This is a genomic window from Archangium sp. Cb G35, from assembly GCF_001896145.1.
GTDB classification, from domain to species: domain Bacteria; phylum Myxococcota; class Myxococcia; order Myxococcales; family Myxococcaceae; genus Archangium; species Archangium violaceum.
In genome coordinates, this window is record NZ_MPOI01000005.1 from 162,342 (window position 1) to 180,668 (window position 18,327).

The window sequence follows — 18,327 nt, forward strand, 5'->3', positions numbered from 1 at the left end:
CCATTTGACCGGGGGAGGGGGGCCCGTCCCCTACGTAACCCCTGGGAGGAGGGCCGGGTTTCTCCTGGCCTCGGGCTTGCTACCCTCCTTCCCGCCCATGCGTAACCTCCTCTTCTCCGCAGCGGTCCTCCTGTCGTCCGCGGCGTTTGGACAGTTCGGGACCCAGGTCCAGGTCACGGTCCAGTCCACGGCCAATTCGGACACCCTGAGCGTCGGTCCGAGCCAATGTGGCGGGTCGAGCTCCTTCAACTGGCGGGTGACCGGCACGCCCTGTGCCGATCTCTCCCTGTGGATCACCACCGACGAGGACTGCCGGGATTCGTCCTCCGCGCAGACGTCGGGGTCCACCCGCGGCCTGCCCTCGATTCCGCTCAGCACCATCACCTCGTCGGGTGGCGGCGCGACGGCGACCTTCCCGGTGGCCAACCTGCCCATCTTCTCCTCCACCACCACGGATGCTGGGACGGTGGCGTGCGGCGATCCGGGCGTCGAGTCCGCGATGCTGCTGTGCGCGGCGACGAAGACGTACGATGGGTTGGGCTCGTGCAGCTCCAACGTGGTGAAGGCGGCGACGCCGCTGGAGATCACCTACGACACGAAGAGCCCGGATGCGCCCTCCATCTCGGAGGTGGCCTCGCTGGACAAGGCGCTGCGGGTGGAGGTGGATGCGCCGGAGGACGCCATCCAGGTGGAGGTGGTGGCGCTGCGGGAGGGGGTCAGGGTCTCCAGCGAGAAGCAGGGCGTGAACGTGGGAGCGGTGCGGGTGAAGAACCTGCAGAACGATGTGACGTACCAGGTCGAGGCCTATGCCATCGACGTGGCGGGCAACCAGAGCCCGGCGTCGGCCACGGGGGAGGGCACGCCCACCCGGACGTATGGCTTCTATGATCGGTACCGTGATGCGGGCGGCGAGGAGACGGGGTGCGGTGCCACGGGCGGAGGTTTCGCGGGCGGAGGCATGTTGGCCGCCCTGGGGTTCTGGCTGTTCTCAAGGAGAAATCGTTCATGACTCGAGCAGTGGCCCTCGGCATCGCGGTGGTGCTCACCGCGCTTCCAGGCGAGGCGCAGGAGACGTCCGATGTGCCCACCCAGTCGCCACGCAGCGGTGCCGTGGAGTTCCGGCTCGGAGGCTACAAGCCGCAGCTCGACGCGGAGGAGGCCCTGGAGGACGGGGAGCGGCCGTATTCGCAGACGTTCGGCGGCTCCAACATGCTGCTCTTCGAGATGGAGATGCAGCGCTTCTTCTACCAGGACATCGGCACGGCGGGCGTGAGCGTGTCGCTGGGGTACGCGGAGAAGTATGCCGCCGCCCAGACGGAGGGGGGCGCGGAGACCGCGGATCGCACGGGCTTGCATGTGCTGCCCATCCGCGTGCGGGCCCTCTACAAGTTCGACTACCCCGCGTTCCACTGGGGCATTCCGCTGGTGCCCTACATCAAGCCCGGTCTCGTCCTCATGCCGTGGTGGTCCACCAAGGGCGGGGAGATTGAAACGCCGGAGGAAGGTGGCACGGGCAAGGGCATGAGGTTCGGCTGGGAGGTGGTGGGTGGCATCGCCTTCATGCTGGACGTGCTGGAGCCTCGGCTGGCGCGCGACTTCGACTCGGACCTCGGGGTGAATCACAGCTATCTCTTCGCCGAGTACACGTACGCGAAAGTGAACAACTTTGGCGGCAAGGGGTTCGATCTCTCCGACGGGTACTGGATGTTCGGACTGGCGCTGGATTACTAGGCCGTCCATGAAAGCGCATGTGCGAGCCTTTCCTCGAGCCCTGACAGTCCTCGCGGTGGTGGCCGTGGCCCTGGTGGGTCCCGGCTGCCGGAGGGCGGTGAAACCGGAGGCGGGGGGAGATCGCACGGTGGAGGCCGGCGTGCCGGTGGGCTTCGGCTCCGAGGCCCGGGGCGCGCCGGAAGTGACGTGGGACTTCGGAGACGGCTCGCCGCCCCAGCCGGGTGCGCGGGTGTCCCATGCCTTCCCGCGTGCGGGCAGCTTCCAGGTGCGCGCGCTGGAGAAGGACGAGGTGCTGGCCAGTGCCACGGTGACGGTGGTGCCGCGGCCGGTGCTGCGCGCCATGCCCGCCGACGTGGAGGTGGCTGTCTTCTTCCCCCAGCTGCGTGGAAACGTGGAGCCGCTGGTGGGCTTCTTCGCGCGGATGCTGGGCCAGGCGCAGACGCGGCAGGCGCTGGAGGACGCGCCGCTGCTGTCGCTGGTGCTGCGCGAGCTGCGGGGCGAGCCCCGGCTGGTGGACCCGGAGGAGGGCGTGGGGTTCTTCTCGCTGCCGGGCTTCGAGGGCACCGTGGCGCTGCTGGGCGTGACGGACAGCGAGGCCGCGCTGGAGGCGGTGGTGGATGAATTGCGCGCTGGAGGCGCGCGCGTCGTGGGGCGGGAGGCCGGGGGCGCCGTGCGCTTCGAGCGCGAGAGCGGGACGCAGATGCTGCTCTTCGCGGACCGGGGCTACCTGTACCTGGTGGTGCCGGACTCGCCGGAGGAGGAGGGCGGGGACGAGGAGGAACAGGCGAGCGGGCGCATCGAGAAGGTGCTGGCCCAGGAGGGCGGGACGGGGGCGGCGGAGGTGGAGCCGATCCGGGCGCGGATTACGGGAATGAGCGGACCGGGGCTGTCCGAGCAGCCGCTGCTCACCGAGCTGAGGCCGAAGGTGGGGGCGGGCAACGTGCACCTCTTCGCGCGGGCGGAGGAGGGGGAGGAGTCCGAGGGCATCCGGGGCCTCTGGGCGGCGCTGCGGGTGGAGGAGGGAAAGGCGGAGCTGGAGGGCTGGGTGGCCTCGGACAAGTCGCTGTTCGCGGGCAAGAGCGGGCCGGGCTCGGAGCTGCTGGGCAAGGCGCCCGCGGGCCCCATCGCCGCGCTGATGGTGTCCATGCCGCCGGAGGAGATGACCAAGCTCGTCTTCGGCGCGCCCGGCTCGGAGCGCCGCGAGCGGACGCTGCTGCGGCTGAAGGATCAGGGCTTCGACGCGGCCGGCACGGATGAGCTGCTGGGTGCGCTGCGCGGAGACATGACGCTGCTGGCGTACTTCGACGCGGTGGCCTTCTACCGCAACTTCTTCCTGGGCAACCGGCGGCCGGAGCCGCGCGGCACGTTGCTCTTCCAGGCGGGGCTCGTGCGCGCCGAGCCCGTGCTGGAGTGGCTCACCGGGCGGCTGAAGGAGCGTGGACAGCCCTACGAGGTATTGAAGGGCGCGGACGCCACGCGCCTGCGCACGCGGGTGATGGATCAGCCGGTGGAGTTCACCGTGTCGGCGGACCGGCTGTCGGTGAATGGCGGCGAGTCGCTGGGAGCGAGGCCCTCGGGGGACCTGGGCGTGGCCCTGCGCGAGCGTTACGGGGGCAATGCCTTCGAGCCGGGCCACGTGTCGGCCATGGTGGACGTGGGCCGGCTGCGCGCCGAGCTGGATGCTCCGAAGGAAGTGCCCGGTGTGTCGCCGCAGCAGTTGCCCGTGGCGCGCTCGCTGGTGGGCACGCTGATGGATCAGCTGCCGCCCGTGGAGAATGTCTTCATCGACTTCGCACCCGAGGAGGGCGGCGGCCGTTTCCGGGCGAGCGCCGTGCTCCGGGAGCGGAGCAGGTAGGGAGCCGTGTCCAACACCATCACCGTCCTGTATTTCGCCGCGGCGCGCGAGCGCGTGGGTCTGCCGCGTGAGCCGCTGGAGTTGCCCTCGGGAGCGCGCGTGGAGGATGTGCTGCGCCTGCTCGCCACGCGTCACCCGGCGCTGGCGCCCCTGCTGCCGCACCTGCGGGTGGCGGTGAACCAGGAGTTCTCCAGCGCGGAGACCGAGGTTCCCGCGGGAGCGGAGCTGGCCCTCATTCCACCGGTGGCGGGAGGCAGTGGTGGCCTGTTCCGCGTGGTGGACCGGCCGCTGAGGCTGGAGGAGGTGGTGGAGGCGGTGTCCGGCGAGGCGTATGGCGGGCTCGTGACCTTCTCGGGTTCGGTGCGGAACCAGACGCGGGGCAGGCGCGTGCTGAGGCTGGAGTACGAGGCCTATCCGCCCATGGCGGAGAAGAAGCTGGCGGAGATTGGCGCCGAGGTGGCGGGGAAGTTCAACGGGACGCGGCTGGCGATCGTGCACCGGGTGGGGACGTTGAAGCCGGGCGAGCTGGCCGTGGTCATCGCCGCGGCGGCGCCGCACCGGAAGGAGGCGTTCCTCGGGTGCGAGCACGCCATCGAGCGGCTCAAGCAGGACGTCCCCATCTGGAAGAAGGAGTTCTTCGAGGATGGAGAGGTCTGGGTGGGCCTGGGGCCCTGAGCCTCTTCAACACCCCCCAATATCCCCTCTCCCCTCGGGAGAGGGTCAGGGTGAGGGTTCCCGGGCCCGTTCTCCAACCCGTGGACCCCAGTGGGGACAACGGGTTCAACCCGTGATGCGTGGCACCCTCACCCCGTCCCTCTCCCGGAGGGCGAGGGGAGATGGGCGCGTTGTCAGCGCGGTACTCAGGGGCACACTTCAGTGGACGCCGAGGTTGGCGGGCAGTGTCTTCACGCCCGCATCGGGCTTCTGTGCGTCCGGCGAGATGGGCCGGGCGGGCTGGTCCACTCCGAGCCGCTTGCGCTCGGCCTCCTCGCGCTCACGTGCCGCCTTGAGGGCGCGGGCGTTGGACTCGGCCATCTTCTCGGCAGACGGCCCCGCGAAGAGGAAACCCACCGGCAGGCTGAGGAAGAGGGCGGCACCCATCGCCACCCAGCCGAGGTCACGCAGCCGCACGCTCGCCTCGCGCTTGCCCGCGACGGAGTGGGTGAGGTGCAGGGCGAGCTCCCCCTCGCGCAGGCGCAACCGGTCGTCCCGCACGAGCTCCACCGAGATGCGGTCCCCGTTCCGTTGCATCTCCGCCTCCGGCACGGGGCGGAAGGCATCGCCGCGCCGGCTGCGCTCGACGCGCGAGGCGGGAGGCACGAAGACGCGGTAACCCTTCTCGGTGCGCTCGGCGAGCAGGAAGGGCTCCTCCGGCAGGGTGAAGCCGTAGAGGGGCAGGGCCGTCTTCTCATCCTGCGCGGCCAGCACTTGCGTCTGCTCGGGGGCGAAGCTCCACACCTCGTTGCGGGTGGTGCCCCAGAAGAGCTCGCAGAACAGGCCGTCGTGCTTCGCCTCGGTGCTCTTCGCCTCGGTGCTCATGGGAGGGCGAGCATAGGGCCTTCCCGGAGCCTTGGCGCCTCCTTCAGACGGGCGAGCGTCGTCCGGGGGGCACTTCCGGCCGGGCGGACAGCGGCGGGCCGGGCGTGGACACTCATTCGCCGAGCCCGCCCGCTCGCAGAGGCAGGCCGCCGTCGGAGGCCGCCGGAGCGGGCACGGTCGCCGCCGCCGGGCTCGTGGAACCGGCGTCGGGCAGGGCCACGGAGGCGGTGCGGGAGCGCCGGATGTGCTGGCGCAGGTCCGCGAGCGCCACCGTCAGCACCACGCCCAGCAGCACGAGGAAGCCCATCGCATGCACCACCGTCTCCACGCGCGGTGGCACCTTGCGGCGGCTCACCGTCTCGATGAGGACGAAGAGCATCCGTCCCCCATCCAGCGAGGGCAGGGGCAGCAGGTGGAAGAGGGCGAGCGCCACCGAGAGGCTCACCATCACGCGCAGGAAGGAGCCCAGGCCACTGCCCGCCGCGCCCGAGGACTGCTTCACGAGGCCCACGGGGTTGGCGTTCGCCATGCTCCGCCGTCCCTGGAGCAGGCCGCCGAGCATCCGTGAGCCCTCGGTCACCAGGTTGCCCGTGTGGGCCACGGCCTGCAGCAGCGCCTGGCCCGGGCCGTGGACGCGGTACACGTACTGCTGGCTCACCCCGATGCGGCCCTCGCCCCGCTCGTCCGGACGCGGGCGCACCGTCACCTCGCGCGGCTCGCCCTGACGCTCGACGCCCAGCTTCAGCTCGCGGCCCGTGTTCTGGGCGATGAGCTCCACGAAGCCGCTCCAGTTCTCCAGCGGCTGGCCCTCCACGCTGACGAGCCTGTCCCCTGGCAGCAACTGGGCGCGCGCGGCCTCGGAGCCGGGGGTGATGGTGCCCACCGTGAGGGGCACCACCACGTGCGTGCCCGAGGTGTAGAGCGCGAGGAGGACGCCCAGGGCGAACAGCCAGTTGGCCAGCGGCCCCGCCAGCAGCACCAGCAGCCGCTTCAAGGGGCGTTGGGCGGAGAAGTTCGTGGGATCCGCCGCGTCCACTCCTGGCTCGTGGGGGTTCATCCCATGGATGCGGGTGGAGCCCCCGAGCGGGACGGCACCCAGGACGAACTCGATGCCTCGGAACTTCCAGGTGAAGACGGCCGGGCCGAAACCGAGCGTGTACCGGTCCACCCGGACGCCGAGCAGCCGGGCGGCCACGAGGTGTCCCAGCTCGTGCAGCGCGACGAGGAAGCCGAGGGTGAAGAGGAGAGGGAGATAGTGCATCCGGGAGTGCCGTGCCTCAGAGCTTCCGCCGCTGGCCCGTCCGCTTGTAGGCCAGGTAGTCGGCGAGGATGGTGCCGTGGTCGAAACACAGATCCGCGGGCAGGCCATCCACGGGGAAGGCCCGGGCCTCGGCGGCGTCGTCCGAGCCCGTGGGCTCTCCCTGGGCCCGGCACAGGTAGACGGTGGAGGCGGTGTGCTTGCGCGGATCCCTCGACGGGTCCGAGTAGGTGAAGAACTGCTCCACGACCTCCACGTCCAGGCCGGTTTCCTCCTTGGCCTCCCGCGCCGCGGCGAGGTCGAACCGCTCGCCCTCGTCCACGAAGCCGCCGGGCAGGGCCCAACCGAGGGGCGGGTTCTTGCGGCGGATGAGTACGAGGCGCTCCCCCGGCAGCTCGATGATGCAATCCACCGTGGGGATGGGGTTCTTGTACGTGGCCATGGAGCGGGCAGTCTAGCCGCTGGTCCCGCCATTGCACCCTGCACGTGTGCGCTGGCTGAGCTAGCCTGCACGCGTGGCCGCTACCCGACTGTTCCGTCCGCTCCTGATGTCCGCCCTGGCGCTCGCCTCTGGCCTGGGCTGCACCAACGCCTACCTCCAGAACGAGGGCCCCTATGAGTTCACGGCCACGGAGGTGATCCGCGACGACTGCGGACTGCTCTCCGCGTCCTCGGTGCAGGACAGCTGGGACACGGGCGAGCTCATCATCACCGGTGAAGTGGTCCGCATGAACTACGAGCTGATGGACATGCAGCTCATCGGCGCCTTCCTGGAGGGAGGTTTGACGGAGGACGATGGCTTCATGCTCGACGGCAGCGTGGCCAATGCGCCGCTGACGGCCAAGGGGACGCAGTGCACGGTGGAGCAGGTGGCGGTGCACCTGGAGGGCACGACCCGGTGCGCCACGCAGTTCGACGGCGTGCTGCGCGTGCGCTACGAGCCGCGGATCGAGCAGCCCCAGTGCGCCTGCCAGGTGTGGATGAGCTATCGGGCCGTTCAGAACGGCCGCCCCTGCAACTTCACCGCTCCAGGTGGGTGATGCCCGCCTCGAGCAGCGCGGCCACGCCTCGCCGGGCCACGTGCACCACCTTGTGCTTATGGGGCGTGCCCGGCTGCGTGTAGTGGCTGCTCACCTTGTGGTGCAGCTCCGTGGCGCCCCAGACGAGCACCAGGTCTCCCCACTCCAAATCACTCTGTGCCTTCACCGCCGTGCGCCGCTCGGTGCCGTCCACCATGCGCAGCTCGATGCGTCCGCCGAGCTTGTCCTCCAGCTCCTCGCGCACCGCCGGCGAGCCGCCCACCACCACCACCCGGCTCACCCCATGGCGCTCACACGCCTCCAGGAAGGCCGTCTCCGCGCGCCGGTTGTTCGAGCCTCCGCAGTGCTCACAGTGGCTGCGCGGCTCCACCAGCAGCGGTTCCCGGCCACTCGCCCGCGCCACCTGCTGGCACGCCGCCGCCGCGCACACCCGGTAGAAGCGCTCCGCCAGCACCTGCTCGGCCCTCGGTAGTTTGGGCTCGCTGATGCGCACCTTGCGCGCGCTCGTGAGCCCCACTTCCTCCAGCGTGGCCCGGGCTCGGGCGCGTGACTCAGATGAGGTGATGCCCCGTTCGCCCAGCCATCCGTCGATGTCCTTGTCCGCGCTCACCGCTCACTGTTCTCCGAGAAGAGATCACCCTGGATGGGCCCCGCCACCTGCACGGTCACGCTGAGCCCGAGCACCTCCCGCACCGGTCCGAAGCTGCGGCGGTGGATGGGGAGCACCCCCTTCTCCCGGATGCACTGCACGTGCTCGGCCGTCGGATAGCCCTTGTGATCGGCCAGCCCATATCCCGGGTACTGCACGTCCAAATCCCGCATCAGCCGGTCCCGCGTCGTCTTCGCCAGCACCGACGCCGCGGCGATGCTCAGCGAGAGCGAGTCTCCCTTGATGATGCCGCGCTGGGGCAGGGTGCACTCGGGAATCGTGAAGGCGTCCAGCAGCACGTAGTCCGGTTGGATGCCCAGCCCCTGCACCGCCCGGTGCATGGCCAGCAGACTCGCCCGGCGGATGTTGATCCGATCGATCTCCTCCGAATCCGCCAGGCCCACCGCCCACGCCACCGCCTCCCGCTTGATGGACTCGGCCAGCTCATCGCGGCGCGCCTCGTCGGCGATCTTCTTCGAGTCGTCCAACCCCTCCAGCTTCCAGCCCCTGGGCAGGATGGCCGCCGCGGCGACGACCGGGCCAGCGAGCGGGCCTCGGCCCGCCTCGTCCACCCCGGCGATGTGGGTGTGGCCCTGCTCCCACAGCTCGTTCTCGAAGCGCAGCAGGTGGCGCAGGCGCTGGCCCTCGGCGCGGTTCTTCCCCTTCTGGCCTCGAATGCGGCGGGCGAGTGCCTTCGCCCCCTGGCGTGGATCCGCGTCCAGCGCCTCCAGAAAGCCCGTGGGCACGGCGCGGGACTGGGTCACGAAGCGCTCGGTCAGCTCCGTCAAGGAGCACCGGAGGAGGTCTTCCACACTCGACATGGCGCCCTCAACCTAGCGAGTCGGGACGCGCGGGACAAACGCCGAGTGAGGAGGCAGCCGCCCGGAGGCGCTTACGGGTTGAGTTGGAGCTGTACCGAGGTGGGCTCGGGGTGGCAGTGGCACTCGTCGCACGTCCAGGCCACCTCGGCCGGGGTGCTCACCTTCGAGCCCGCGGTGGCCGTCAGCCGCACCGGGCCCTCTCCGATGTCCTCGTTCACCGCCGTGGTGACGCCCCGGTCCCCCGTGGTGCCGGTGATGGTGCGACCCGTGACCACGTGGGTGGCCGTCACGATGGCGTCCGGTACTGGAGTTCCCTGTGCGTTCACCACCTCCACCCGCAGTGTGATGAGTTTCTCGGTGCAGGGGTCTCCCTGCCGGTTCACCCGCAGGCCCCCGTCACACGACACGAGGGGTGCGAGTCCCAGCAGAAGCAGCAGTTGGCGTGCCCGAAGCATGCGGAGGGATTGCGCACGGCCCCTCCCCGAGGCAACGCCGGATGTCAGCTGGTGGGCGGAAGGCGGCCCTGGGCGAAGCGGGAAGCCTCCGTATCCGGGTACCGGTCAACGATGTACCGGTAGACATCCTCGGCGCGCATCTGCTCCTGCATGCGCTCACTCAGCACACGGGCCAGCAGGACGAGGGCGCGCGGGGCCAGTGGATCATCCGGCGCCGAGTCCGCCACGGACTCCAACGCCCGCACCGCCAGGCCGTTGTCCCCTTGCGCGGCCGACGCCTGCCCGACGAAGAGGTGCACCGCCGGAGGAATGCGGGCCTTCGGCAGGAAGCTCAGCGCGGTGTAGAGCGCGAGCGCCTGGGGGACGTCGCGAGCCTGGACCGCCGTGGAGAGCTCCCGTAGCCGGACCTCGGGGTCGGGGAGGGCTGCTTCCTCCGGGGTGGGGGCCGGGAGCGAGCTGGGGTCCGCGCGCAACGTGGTCCTCGGCGTGGCCTCCGCCGGTATCACCGGGGCGAGGTAGTCTCTCGGAGCACCGTACTCGAGGGCATCTCCGCGCGTGTGGATGAGCAGCCCGAGCACCCGGGCCATCGCGAAGACCACCAGACACTCGAGCGCCTGGGCGAGCCAGCGCGAGATGATGAGCTCGAAGGGGATTTCCCGCAGGCTGGAGCTGACGACGCGGACGGCGAAGTAGACGAAGCCCAGGATGAACAGGGTGACCACGGCCACTGCGTAGTCCCGGCCGAGGCGGAGCATGCCGCGCACGGCCGCCACCGGGTTGATCGTGTCCAGGAGGCTGTTGCTCGTCACCGCCATCATCAGCGCCATGGGCAGGTAGGTGAGGCTGGCGAGCCCCAGTGCCCACGCGAGGGGATCTTCGAGGAGCCGCTCGGTGGGGAGCGAGTGGAACCTGCCGGTCATGTAGAACATCGAATCGCTCAGCAGGCGATCCAGGTACTCGGAGACGTCCCAGCCCCCGGCGAACGCGAGGTAGAGCAGGAAGGTGAGCCACACCACGCTGGTGGCCAGCAGGCCCCGCAGCGCGGGGAGGAGCCAGTCGTTGAAGATGTCGCCGTAGTCCGGGACGGGCACCTCGTTCTCGCCGCGCACGCTGGCGCGCATGATGGAGAAGAAGGCACCCCAGAAGAGGCCGGCGCCGATCGCCGCGGGAGCCAGCCGCGCCACGATGAGCGTGACCTGCGTCATGAAATCGACGAAGGCCATGACGGCCCCGAGCCCCGCCGCCACCATCAGCCCTTGCCTGGTGAAGGGATAGCGCCACACCTGGCGCAGCCGCTCCGGGACGGAGGCCAGCTCCGCGCGGTGCACGAGGATCGTGTCGGCCCGGCCACCGCACGCGCGGCAGAAGAGCAGGTCCACCGTCTGCATGCGCCGGGCCTCCACGCACTCGGGGCAGAGCGGGGCCGCACAGTCGGTACAACGCCAGCCGGCGGTGGCGGTGGGGTGACGTTTGCAGCGGGCGAGGCGTCTGGGCGGCATGGCGCTCCTCTGGAGCGGGAGCCTATCCGGTCGGCTGGCGGGGGTGTACCGGCTGGGGGGCGTGCACCGGCTCGTGTAGACTCCGCTCCACGATGTCCGAGAACACCACGGAAGAACTGGTCGAAGACCCCGATTCCGACTCCGATTCAGATTCCGATTCCGACTCCGAGAACCAGGACTCGACGGCGCGTATCCTGGTGCACGCGTTCGTGTTGGGCGCGCTCGCCGTGTTGGCGATGGCCGTCTCGAGTACCCCCTCCAACCCCGGGTCCATGCTGCCCCTGGGTGGTCTGGTCGATTTGGTGGTGTGGATCGGCTTCGCGGTGTACGCGCTGATCTCCAGCATCGGGATCAGCTGCTGGCGCAGTTGGGGCGCCTTCGTCGGCGTGCATGTGGCGGCGGGGGTGCTCGCGCTCCCCGCGGCGGGCTTCCTGCTCGCGCTGTTTGCCTAGCCTTCTGCGCGTCGGTGGTAGACTCCGCTCCACGATGTCCGAGAACACCACGAAAGAACTGGCCGGAGACTCCGACTCCCATTCCGAGAATCAGGACCTGAAGGAGCGTGTCCTGGTGCATCGGGTGCTGTGGGCCGTGGTCCTCATGTTGGCGGTGATCGCTTCGTTCTCGCTCCGGTCCACGGGGGGAGCCACGATCGACCTGAATGGGGTGGCCTTGGCGCTGATGTGGTGCTGCGTCGCGGCGTACATGGGACTCTCCAGCCGCGGCCTCCGCAGCGAGAGCATGTCCAGCCTTCTCAAGACGCACGGACTGGCGTTGGTGCTCGCGGTCCCCGCGGGGCTCGTCCTGGTCATCCTGGTGTCCTTTCTGCTGGGCGGGTTCTAGGCGGCGTCCCGTCAGCTACCCGGGCTCCTCCCAGGGGGCGCCGAGCCAGGCCTGATAGGCGGCCTTCTGCGCGTCGGTGGGCTTCTCCACCCGGGCCAGCCACACCGCGTCCGCGGGCTTCTGGCCCAGCGTCACCGGCACCTCCACCAGCCGATCCCGGCGGAACACCGTGAGGCGCACCGTGTCCCCCGGGGACTTGTCCTCGGTGCGCGACAGCAGCCCCGCCGCATCCACCCGCCAGCCGTCGAGCGCCACGAGCTCGTCGTCCACGTACAGTCCGGCCTCCTGCGCGGGCGAGCCGTCCAGCACCATGGCGATGGTGGCGCTGCCCTTGGTGGTGACGCCCAGCCAGCCCTTTGGTTTGGGTTCGCCCTTTACCCGCGGCGGGGGCGAGCCGCCCTTGTCGCCCGGGGACTCGCGCGGACGGAAGCGCACCTCCAGGCCCACGTGCGAGAAGACGGAGTAGTCCAGCTCCTCCGTGCTGCGCACCGACCGGTCGAAGAAGGCGCCGAGATCCTTGCCCGCCACCTCCGAGGCCGCCGCCTCCACTCCGTCCTCGGGCACCCCGGACTCGTCGCCGTAGCGCTGCCACAGCAGGCGCATCAGGTCGTCCAGGCTCCGCGCGTCGTCCGTGGCGCGGCGCAGCTCCAGGTCCAGCAGTGCGGCCACCACCTCGCCCTTGAGGTAGTAGGAGATGGCGCTGTTGGGCGAGTGCTCGTCCGGGCGGTAGTGCTTCACCCAGCTCACCAGCGAGGCCTCGGCCAGCGTCTGCGTCTTGCGGCCCGGCGTGGCGTGCAGCGTGGAGAGCGTCTCGCCCAGGCGCGTGAGGTAGCGGTTGTCGCTCATCAGCCCCGCGCGCAGCACGAAGAGGTTGTCGTAGTAGGACGTGCCTCCCTCGAAGGCCCACAGCAGCGAGGTGTAGTTCTCCTGCGAGTAGTCGAAGGGCACGAGCGCCTTCGGCTTCACCCGCTTGACGTTCCACAGGTGGAAGTACTCGTGGGCGGCCAGCGTGAGGAAGTCCTCCCAGCCCCGAGAGTTCTGCAGCCCCGCGCGCGGAAAGAGGAGCGCCGTGGACGCCTTGTGCTCCAGCCCTCCGCGGCCCTTGTCCGTGAGGTAGACGAGGAAGAGGTAGCGCCGCATCGGCAGGCCGCCATACATCCTCGCCTGCGCCTCGACGATTCGCTGCAGGTCCGAGCACAGCCGGCTCGCGTCCGGCACCGTGTCCCCCCAGACCACCACCTCGTGCAGCACGCCCGCGGCGGTGAAGGTGTGCGGCGTGTGGGGCCCCACCTCGAAGGGGCTGTCCACCAGCTCGTCGTAGTCCTTCGCGACGAAGGACTCGCCCCGGCGCTCCAGCGCAGCGAAGGCCCTCCAGCCCGCGGGCGCATCCACGGTGACGAGGTGCTCCTGTCCGCGCGTGGCCTCGGTGTAGAGGAAGAGGGTGGCGCCGTTGAAGTAGCCATGGCTGCCATCCAGGTGGCTGGTGCGCACGGTGAGCTCGTTGGCGTAGACGCGGTAGCGCAGCGTCACCGGGCGCCCCTTCGCCTGGACGCGCCAGGCGCGCTTGTCCACGCGCTGCACCACGAGGGGCTCGCCTCCCGGGCCCATGGCGCTCAGGTCCTGCACGTGCCGGGCGAACTCGCGCACCAGGTAGCTGCCGGGAGTCCACACCGGAAGCAGGGCATCGAGCACGTCCGGGCCCGCGGGGAAGGTGGCCTCGACCTCGAAGAGGTGCGAGTGCGGGCGGAGCATCGAGACGCGATAGTGGACCGCTTCCGGCATTCCGAGCCCTCCAGAGGGCGAGAGGGGGACAGCATCGCCAGGGGACGGAGCGGGTCCGCCCCCAGCGCACAGGCTACTTCGCGCGCACGAGGATGGCTCCGAAGAATCCATCCGTGCCGTGCAGGTGTGGGGCGAGCCGCAGGAAGGGCCCCGGGCCCACCTTGGCGCCCAGCTCCGGCCCGAGCTCCTCGGCCACCGGACGTACCGAGTAGTCCGGATGCTTCGCGAGGAAGTCCTCCACCACCTGCTCGTTCTCCTCGCGCAGTACGCTGCACGTGCCGTAGATGAGCCGGCCGCCCGGCTTCACCATCTGGGAGAAGCGCTCCAGCAGCCGCTTCTGCCGCGCCACATGGTCCGCGAGCATCTCGGGCGTGAGGCGGTAGCGCGCGTCCGGCTTGCGGCGGAAGGTGCCCGTGCCGCTGCACGGCGCGTCCACCAGCACCCGGTCCGCCTTGCCCTTGAGGGGGGTGATGGCCTCGTCGGCCTCGGAGCCCTCGGGGGGGATGACCAGGGTGCGCACGTTGTGCACCCCGGCCCGGCGGGCGCGCTTGCGCAGCTCCTCAATCCGCCACTCCTCCACGTCCAGCGCGTGCAGATCGCCCCGGTTCTTCATCTGCACGGCGAGCTGCAGTGTCTTGCCGCCAGCGCCCGCGCACGCGTCCACCACTCTCGTGGGCGGCGCGTCCACCAGCATGCCGAGCAACTGGCTGCCCTCGTCCTGCAGCTCGAACCAGCCGTCGCGGAAGGCGTCCAGCGAGAAGGCGTTGGTGCGCGTGTCCAGGATGAGGCCGAGCGGGGACAGCGGGGTGGGGGAGGACTGCACGTCCTGCTGCTCCAGGAGCGTGCGCAGCTGCTCGCGGGAGCCCTTGAAGCCGTTGACGCGGGCGGCGAGGGGGGCGCGCTCGTTCATGGCCTCGGCGGCGCGCTCGGCGTCGTCGCCGAAGACGGCGCGGAAGTGCGCGGCGAGGAAGTCCGGCAGCGAGGCGGCGATGGGGAAGCGCTTGTCGCGGGGGAGTGCCTCCAGCGCCCGGGCGGCCTCGGGGAGGGCGGCGAGCGCGTCGGCGTCCGTGCCCGTCAGCACCGAGGTACGGGACACCGCGTCGATGGACTCGCCGTGGAGGATGCGCGAGGCGGCCAGACGCAGCACGTCCTGACGCGTCTTGTCGAGGCGCGGGAAACCGCGGTGGGCGCGCTCGAGGAGGAAGTCCACCGTGAGCTGGCGGCGCAGCAGGGCGTACACCCGCTCGGCCACGGCGCGGCGCTCGTTGGAGTAGAGGTTGCGCTTGTGGCGGAGGGTGAAGTCCAGGGCCCGGTCGGCGAGGCGGCCCTCGTGGCGGATGAAGCCGTAGGCCTCGAGGCTGGCCTGGAGGACGAGGTCCTCGCGCAGCGGGCGGGCCACGCGCGACGCCTCGGACTCGGAGGAGGGCGGCTCACGTCGGGACTTGGGTGCCCGGGCGGGCGGGCGAGGGTTCTTCTTCATGAAAAGCTCCGGGGGGCCCGGGAGGCGGGCCTGCTCTATCGGCAGGCGAGCGAATCGCATCCTGGGCGCTCAATGACAAGGGTGGAGGCGCCTCCTGCCGTTTCCAGGGCGCCTCCGGCCCCTCCCCCGGCCTGCCAGCTAGCGGCGGCGGCGGCGGCGCAGGGCCCCGGCCAGCACCAGCGCGCCCGCGGGGAGCAGCGCCATCGCCGGGCTCGTCGAGCAGCCCGGGGCGTTGGGGCCCAGGCCGTCCGCGTCCTCCTCGTCCTCCGGGCCGCCGGGCAGTCCGGGGTCCCCGGTGACGGTCCCCGGGGAGGAGGGAGTGCTCGGCTGCGTGGGGTTCGGCTGCTCGACGGCCGGGGGCGACCCGGGGTCGGCCGTCACGGGAGGCTCCTCCTGCGGGGCAGGGGGGAGGTCCTTGGTGAGGGTGAAGCTGTCGATCAGCTTGCCCGAGGGCGTCAGCACCTGGGCGGAGAGGGTGCCTTCCTCCACCCTGACGTCGAGGTACCCGTGGTCCTGGTCATTGCGCACCACGGTCCACGAGGGCTTGCTGGTCTCGAAGGGGCGCAGGGACGCGCCGCCGCCGCCCACCACGAGGTAGGTGGGGTTGCGCTCGCTCGAGGGCCCCACCGCGTTGCCCTTCATGGGCTGGCTGCGCTCGTAGTGGTGATCGTGCCCGGTGAGGACGAGATCCACGCCGTACTTCTCGAAGAGGGGGGTGAACTCGCGGCGGATGAGGGGCTGGGAGCCGTGCTCGCCGCTGCTCCAGGGCGGGTAGTGGAGGAAGACGACCTTCCAGGGTGCGTCGCTGGCGGCGAGATCCTGCTCCAGCCACTTGCGCTGCGAGGCCAGCGAGCAGCGGTCCTGCGAGGCCATGCCCATGGCGCAGTTGGCGTCCAGCCCGACGAAGTGCACGTGGCCCCAGTCGAAGGAGTAGTAGTGCTCGCCGCCGGTGGAGCTGGTGGGCAGGTAGAGGTTGTCGAAGTAGGGCTGGGCGCGGTTGGTGACGTACTCGTGGTTGCCGGGGACGGCAACGGAGGGCACCTGCGCGAGCAGCGGGGCCATGGGGCCGAAGAGGTTGTTCTGGAACTCGGCCTCGGTGCCCGAATCGTAGGCGTTGTCGCCGAGCATCAGGAAGAGCTCCGGCTTGCGGGCGAGCATGGCATTGGCCACGGCGCGCTGATCGGCGTTGTTCATGCCGAAGTCACCCACGGCGGTGAAGTGGATGCTGCGGGTGCCGGGGACGGGGGCGGTGGAGAAGCGCACGGGGTTGGTGCGCGCACCACAGGCCTCGACGAGGTAGGTGTACTCGGTGCCGGGCTGGAGGCCGGAGAGGACGACGGCGTGGGTGCGGCCGGCGTCCGCGGACTGGGCGGATTGATGGGTGGAGCCTTGGGTGCCGTAGCGCACGGCGGGGACACAGTTGCCATCGAGCCGGAAGGCGATGGTGGCGGTGTCCGGGCCCACGCGCTGGAGATAGGGCTGACGGGTCAGGCTCGCGGCGCTGGCGCTGCTCGCGGTGAAGGTGAGCGCCGCGGCCACCGCGCCGAACGCCAGGGAATACAGTCGGTGCATGGTGTCTCCTGTCCGAGCCATTCGGACCGGGAGTGCAACCGTCCACCGTTGGACATCCATCCAATTTTCGAGGCCCGCCCGCCCGCTCCACGGCGAGCAGGCGAGGGGTCGTCAGGCATTGCCCGGGTCAGTCGAGGAAGCGCCGTTCCCAGCGGCGTGTTTCCTCGGAGGTGCGGGGAGCGGGCCCCCGGTAGAGCCAGGGCTCCAGCACGCGTGCCAGTTCCCGATAGGCGGGCAGAGTGTTGCCCTGCTCCATGTCACCGGCTTCCGGCCAGCGGCCCAGGGTGATGACGGCCCGCTCGCCCTCCATCTCCTGCACGGTGGTTCCAGGCGAGGACAGCCGCGAGCGCAGCCCCGTTGCACCGCCCAGCTCGCCCAGTACCGGTTGGCCCAGGAAGGTCTGCCAGGAGATTTCCCGGATCTTCGTGCCGATTCTCAACGTGGCCATATCCAGGCCAGGAATGTCCATCCCCGGGTAGCGGAAGCCGTGCTTGAGAACCTCCTGCTTTACGCCCAACATGCTGATGTCGCAGTTGAAAGCGAGACCGGCATGGCCCGAGCAGAAGGGCAGGGGCGTTGCCAACTCCAGTGCCAGTTCCCGCACCCGCCCCGGGCCGTGTTCCTCCAGGAACTCGGTGGGCAGCCAGAAGCTCACCACGGACACCACCCCTGGAGCGTCGGGGAAGACGACATCTGAAGGGGGCCTGCCACGGTAGTCGACCTGGTAGCGGTTCTCTCTTCCGGAAGCATCCGCCAGAGAGACATGGGCCCAATCAGGATCCAACAACTCGTTCCGGATGCGCGCCCAACTCGTATCATCGAGATTCTGCCAGTAGCCCTCCTGGTCCGCGTACACACCCAATGCATTCGGTCCGACTGCCTGCAGATATGCGTCCAAGGAACGCATGACCGCTGATGCCACCTCAGCGTGAGGGCGGCGCATGTAGAAAGTGATGCTCAGGCTATCGCGTATCAGAAGGGTGCCGTTCTCCGCATGGATACGGATTCTCGGGTAGTGCTCACTCATCGAATCACCCCCAACCTGGGCATGATGCGTGCGACAGCCGATTTGAAAGCCATTTCGTACATCGTTCCTTGATCGTAACCAGAATAAGGATGTCCCTTGGGGTACTTGTTCCACACGGGAGCCTTATCCGTGTTCACGCACGGAAACTTGAAGTCGTAGACGGCTTGCACATCGAGGAGGGAGCCCGAGTGGAGGACCACATCGGGCTTCAGGGTTCCCTTCAACTCGCCTTGGTTTCCCGACGCTATCAAGGCTCGTTCCTCCGCGGCGCCGACCGGCTTCTTGTGTCCTGTTTGCATGTCATACCGGTAGCGCTGCTCCAGGCTGAAGCCTCCGGGCCGCAGCTTGTTGAGCTCCTCTTCGGCGCACTGCCGGGCAACCTCGTGCATTTCCGTTCCGAGCCGCATGGCCCATGTCACGTTCCTTCCCTGTGCATCCACCGTCTCCTGGTTGCACTCGTTGGCATCAGGAGCGGGGCCCTTGAACGTCGTTGGATAGCGCAGAAGGATTTCTGAACGGGCGAACTCAGCGCAATCCGTGAGCGCTCGCTCGATGGAGACTCTTGTCTCGTTGTCCAACACGGCCAGGACGGCGGCCATGGATGCTATGGCTGTTCCCGCCTCACGGATGGGTTCGTAGGCCGCTTCCTTCCCCGACAGGGCCACGCAGTTGGCAGGGTTCTGCCGGCAGGCGGCCGAGGCGGAGTTGTCGTAGCTGTAGCTGTTACCGCGTTGCGCTCCCATGGGCGCGGTGCACGCGGTCAGGAGCGCGAGTGCCAT

19 protein-coding genes are annotated in these 18,327 nt (G+C 69.8%); 7 read left to right on the forward strand and 12 right to left on the reverse strand.

All coding sequences use genetic code 11. The features are described from left to right. Positions 1-97: 97 nt before the first annotated feature. From BO221_RS54875 to moaD, 4 genes are read left to right on the forward strand one after another with little or no spacing between them, the layout of a single operon-like run. Positions 98-1,009, forward strand: a complete 912-nt coding sequence (locus tag BO221_RS54875) for an MXAN_2561 family MXYO-CTERM-anchored protein (RefSeq protein WP_158079863.1) — start codon at positions 98-100, stop codon at positions 1,007-1,009. Further along, positions 1,006-1,731, forward strand: coding sequence for an MXAN_2562 family outer membrane beta-barrel protein (locus tag BO221_RS16995; RefSeq protein WP_073561517.1), 726 nt, complete (start codon positions 1,006-1,008; stop codon positions 1,729-1,731). The genes BO221_RS54875 and BO221_RS16995 overlap by 4 nt, the downstream gene beginning before the upstream one ends. A 7-nt stretch (positions 1,732-1,738) precedes the next feature. Continuing rightward, the gene (locus BO221_RS17000) at positions 1,739-3,586 is read left to right on the forward strand and encodes a PKD domain-containing protein (RefSeq protein WP_073561518.1); all 1,848 of its coding nucleotides are present in this window, start codon (positions 1,739-1,741) and stop codon (positions 3,584-3,586) included. 6 nt (positions 3,587-3,592) lie between these two features. Beyond that, positions 3,593-4,261: a molybdopterin converting factor subunit 1 gene (gene moaD / locus BO221_RS57345; RefSeq protein WP_073561519.1), complete on the forward strand. Its 669-nt coding sequence runs from the start codon at positions 3,593-3,595 to the stop codon at positions 4,259-4,261. 198 nt (positions 4,262-4,459) lie between these two features. Here moaD and BO221_RS17010 read toward each other — a convergent pair whose 3' ends face one another. The 3 genes from BO221_RS17010 to BO221_RS17020 all read right to left on the reverse strand — a co-directional run bounded on the left by BO221_RS17010 (position 4,460) and on the right by BO221_RS17020 (position 6,825). Beyond that, positions 4,460-5,125, reverse strand: a complete 666-nt coding sequence (locus BO221_RS17010) for a hypothetical protein (protein ID WP_073561520.1) — start codon at positions 5,123-5,125, stop codon at positions 4,460-4,462. Positions 5,126-5,237: 112 nt separating this feature from the next. Next, positions 5,238-6,386 (reverse strand): RIP metalloprotease, encoded by a 1,149-nt coding sequence (locus BO221_RS17015; RefSeq protein ID WP_083681109.1) that lies wholly within the window; start codon positions 6,384-6,386, stop codon positions 5,238-5,240. 16 nt (positions 6,387-6,402) lie between these two features. Beyond that, positions 6,403-6,825 carry an NUDIX hydrolase gene (locus BO221_RS17020; RefSeq protein WP_073561521.1) on the reverse strand — a complete coding sequence of 141 codons (423 nt, stop codon included), beginning with the start codon at positions 6,823-6,825 and terminating at the stop codon, positions 6,403-6,405. A gap of 73 nt (positions 6,826-6,898) precedes the next feature. On the opposite strand from BO221_RS17020, the gene BO221_RS17025 reads away from it, so the two are divergent. Then, positions 6,899-7,423, forward strand: coding sequence for a hypothetical protein (locus tag BO221_RS17025; RefSeq protein ID WP_233166061.1), 525 nt, complete (start codon positions 6,899-6,901; stop codon positions 7,421-7,423). Here BO221_RS17025 and BO221_RS17030 read toward each other — a convergent pair. The 4 genes from BO221_RS17030 to BO221_RS17045 form a co-directional block, all read right to left on the reverse strand. Beyond that, the gene (locus BO221_RS17030; protein WP_073561523.1) at positions 7,404-8,033 is read right to left on the reverse strand and encodes a hypothetical protein; all 630 of its coding nucleotides are present in this window, start codon (positions 8,031-8,033) and stop codon (positions 7,404-7,406) included. The genes BO221_RS17025 and BO221_RS17030 overlap by 20 nt on opposite strands. Further along, a complete protein-coding gene (locus BO221_RS17035) occupies positions 8,030-8,893 on the reverse strand; it encodes a ribonuclease HII (protein ID WP_073561524.1) in 864 nt (287 codons plus the stop codon). Before BO221_RS17035 ends, BO221_RS17030 begins: the two co-directional genes overlap by 4 nt. 71 nt (positions 8,894-8,964) lie before the next feature. Continuing rightward, entirely contained in the window at positions 8,965-9,348 is a 384-nt protein-coding gene (locus tag BO221_RS17040; protein ID WP_073561525.1) for a hypothetical protein, read from the reverse strand. Between the two features lie 44 nt (positions 9,349-9,392). After that, a complete protein-coding gene (locus tag BO221_RS17045) occupies positions 9,393-10,847 on the reverse strand; it encodes a B-box zinc finger protein (protein WP_073561526.1) in 1,455 nt (484 codons plus the stop codon). 92 nt (positions 10,848-10,939) lie between these two features. Between BO221_RS17045 and BO221_RS17050 the strand changes: the two genes are divergently transcribed. Both BO221_RS17050 and BO221_RS17055 read left to right on the forward strand, forming a co-directional pair. Then, on the forward strand, positions 10,940-11,299 hold the full coding sequence (locus tag BO221_RS17050) for a hypothetical protein (RefSeq protein ID WP_073561527.1): 360 nt from the start codon (positions 10,940-10,942) through the stop codon (positions 11,297-11,299). A 34-nt stretch (positions 11,300-11,333) separates the two neighbouring features. After that, entirely contained in the window at positions 11,334-11,687 is a 354-nt protein-coding gene (locus BO221_RS17055) for a hypothetical protein (RefSeq protein ID WP_073561528.1), read from the forward strand. 15 nt (positions 11,688-11,702) lie between these two features. Here BO221_RS17055 and BO221_RS17060 read toward each other — a convergent pair whose 3' ends face one another. The 5 genes from BO221_RS17060 to BO221_RS17080 form a co-directional block, all read right to left on the reverse strand. Beyond that, positions 11,703-13,469: a M61 family metallopeptidase gene (locus BO221_RS17060; protein WP_073561529.1), complete on the reverse strand. Its 1,767-nt coding sequence runs from the start codon at positions 13,467-13,469 to the stop codon at positions 11,703-11,705. Positions 13,470-13,542: 73 nt separating this feature from the next. Continuing rightward, on the reverse strand, positions 13,543-14,949 hold the full coding sequence (locus BO221_RS17065; protein ID WP_073561530.1) for an RsmB/NOP family class I SAM-dependent RNA methyltransferase: 1,407 nt from the start codon (positions 14,947-14,949) through the stop codon (positions 13,543-13,545). Between the two features lie 138 nt (positions 14,950-15,087). Then, the gene (locus BO221_RS17070) at positions 15,088-16,521 is read right to left on the reverse strand and encodes a metallophosphoesterase (protein ID WP_073561531.1); all 1,434 of its coding nucleotides are present in this window, start codon (positions 16,519-16,521) and stop codon (positions 15,088-15,090) included. A 127-nt stretch (positions 16,522-16,648) separates the two neighbouring features. Continuing rightward, positions 16,649-17,428, reverse strand: a complete 780-nt coding sequence (locus BO221_RS17075; RefSeq protein WP_233166068.1) for a DUF3396 domain-containing protein — start codon at positions 17,426-17,428, stop codon at positions 16,649-16,651. 116 nt (positions 17,429-17,544) lie between these two features. Further along, the gene (locus tag BO221_RS17080) at positions 17,545-18,327 is read right to left on the reverse strand and encodes a hypothetical protein (protein ID WP_083681111.1); all 783 of its coding nucleotides are present in this window, start codon (positions 18,325-18,327) and stop codon (positions 17,545-17,547) included.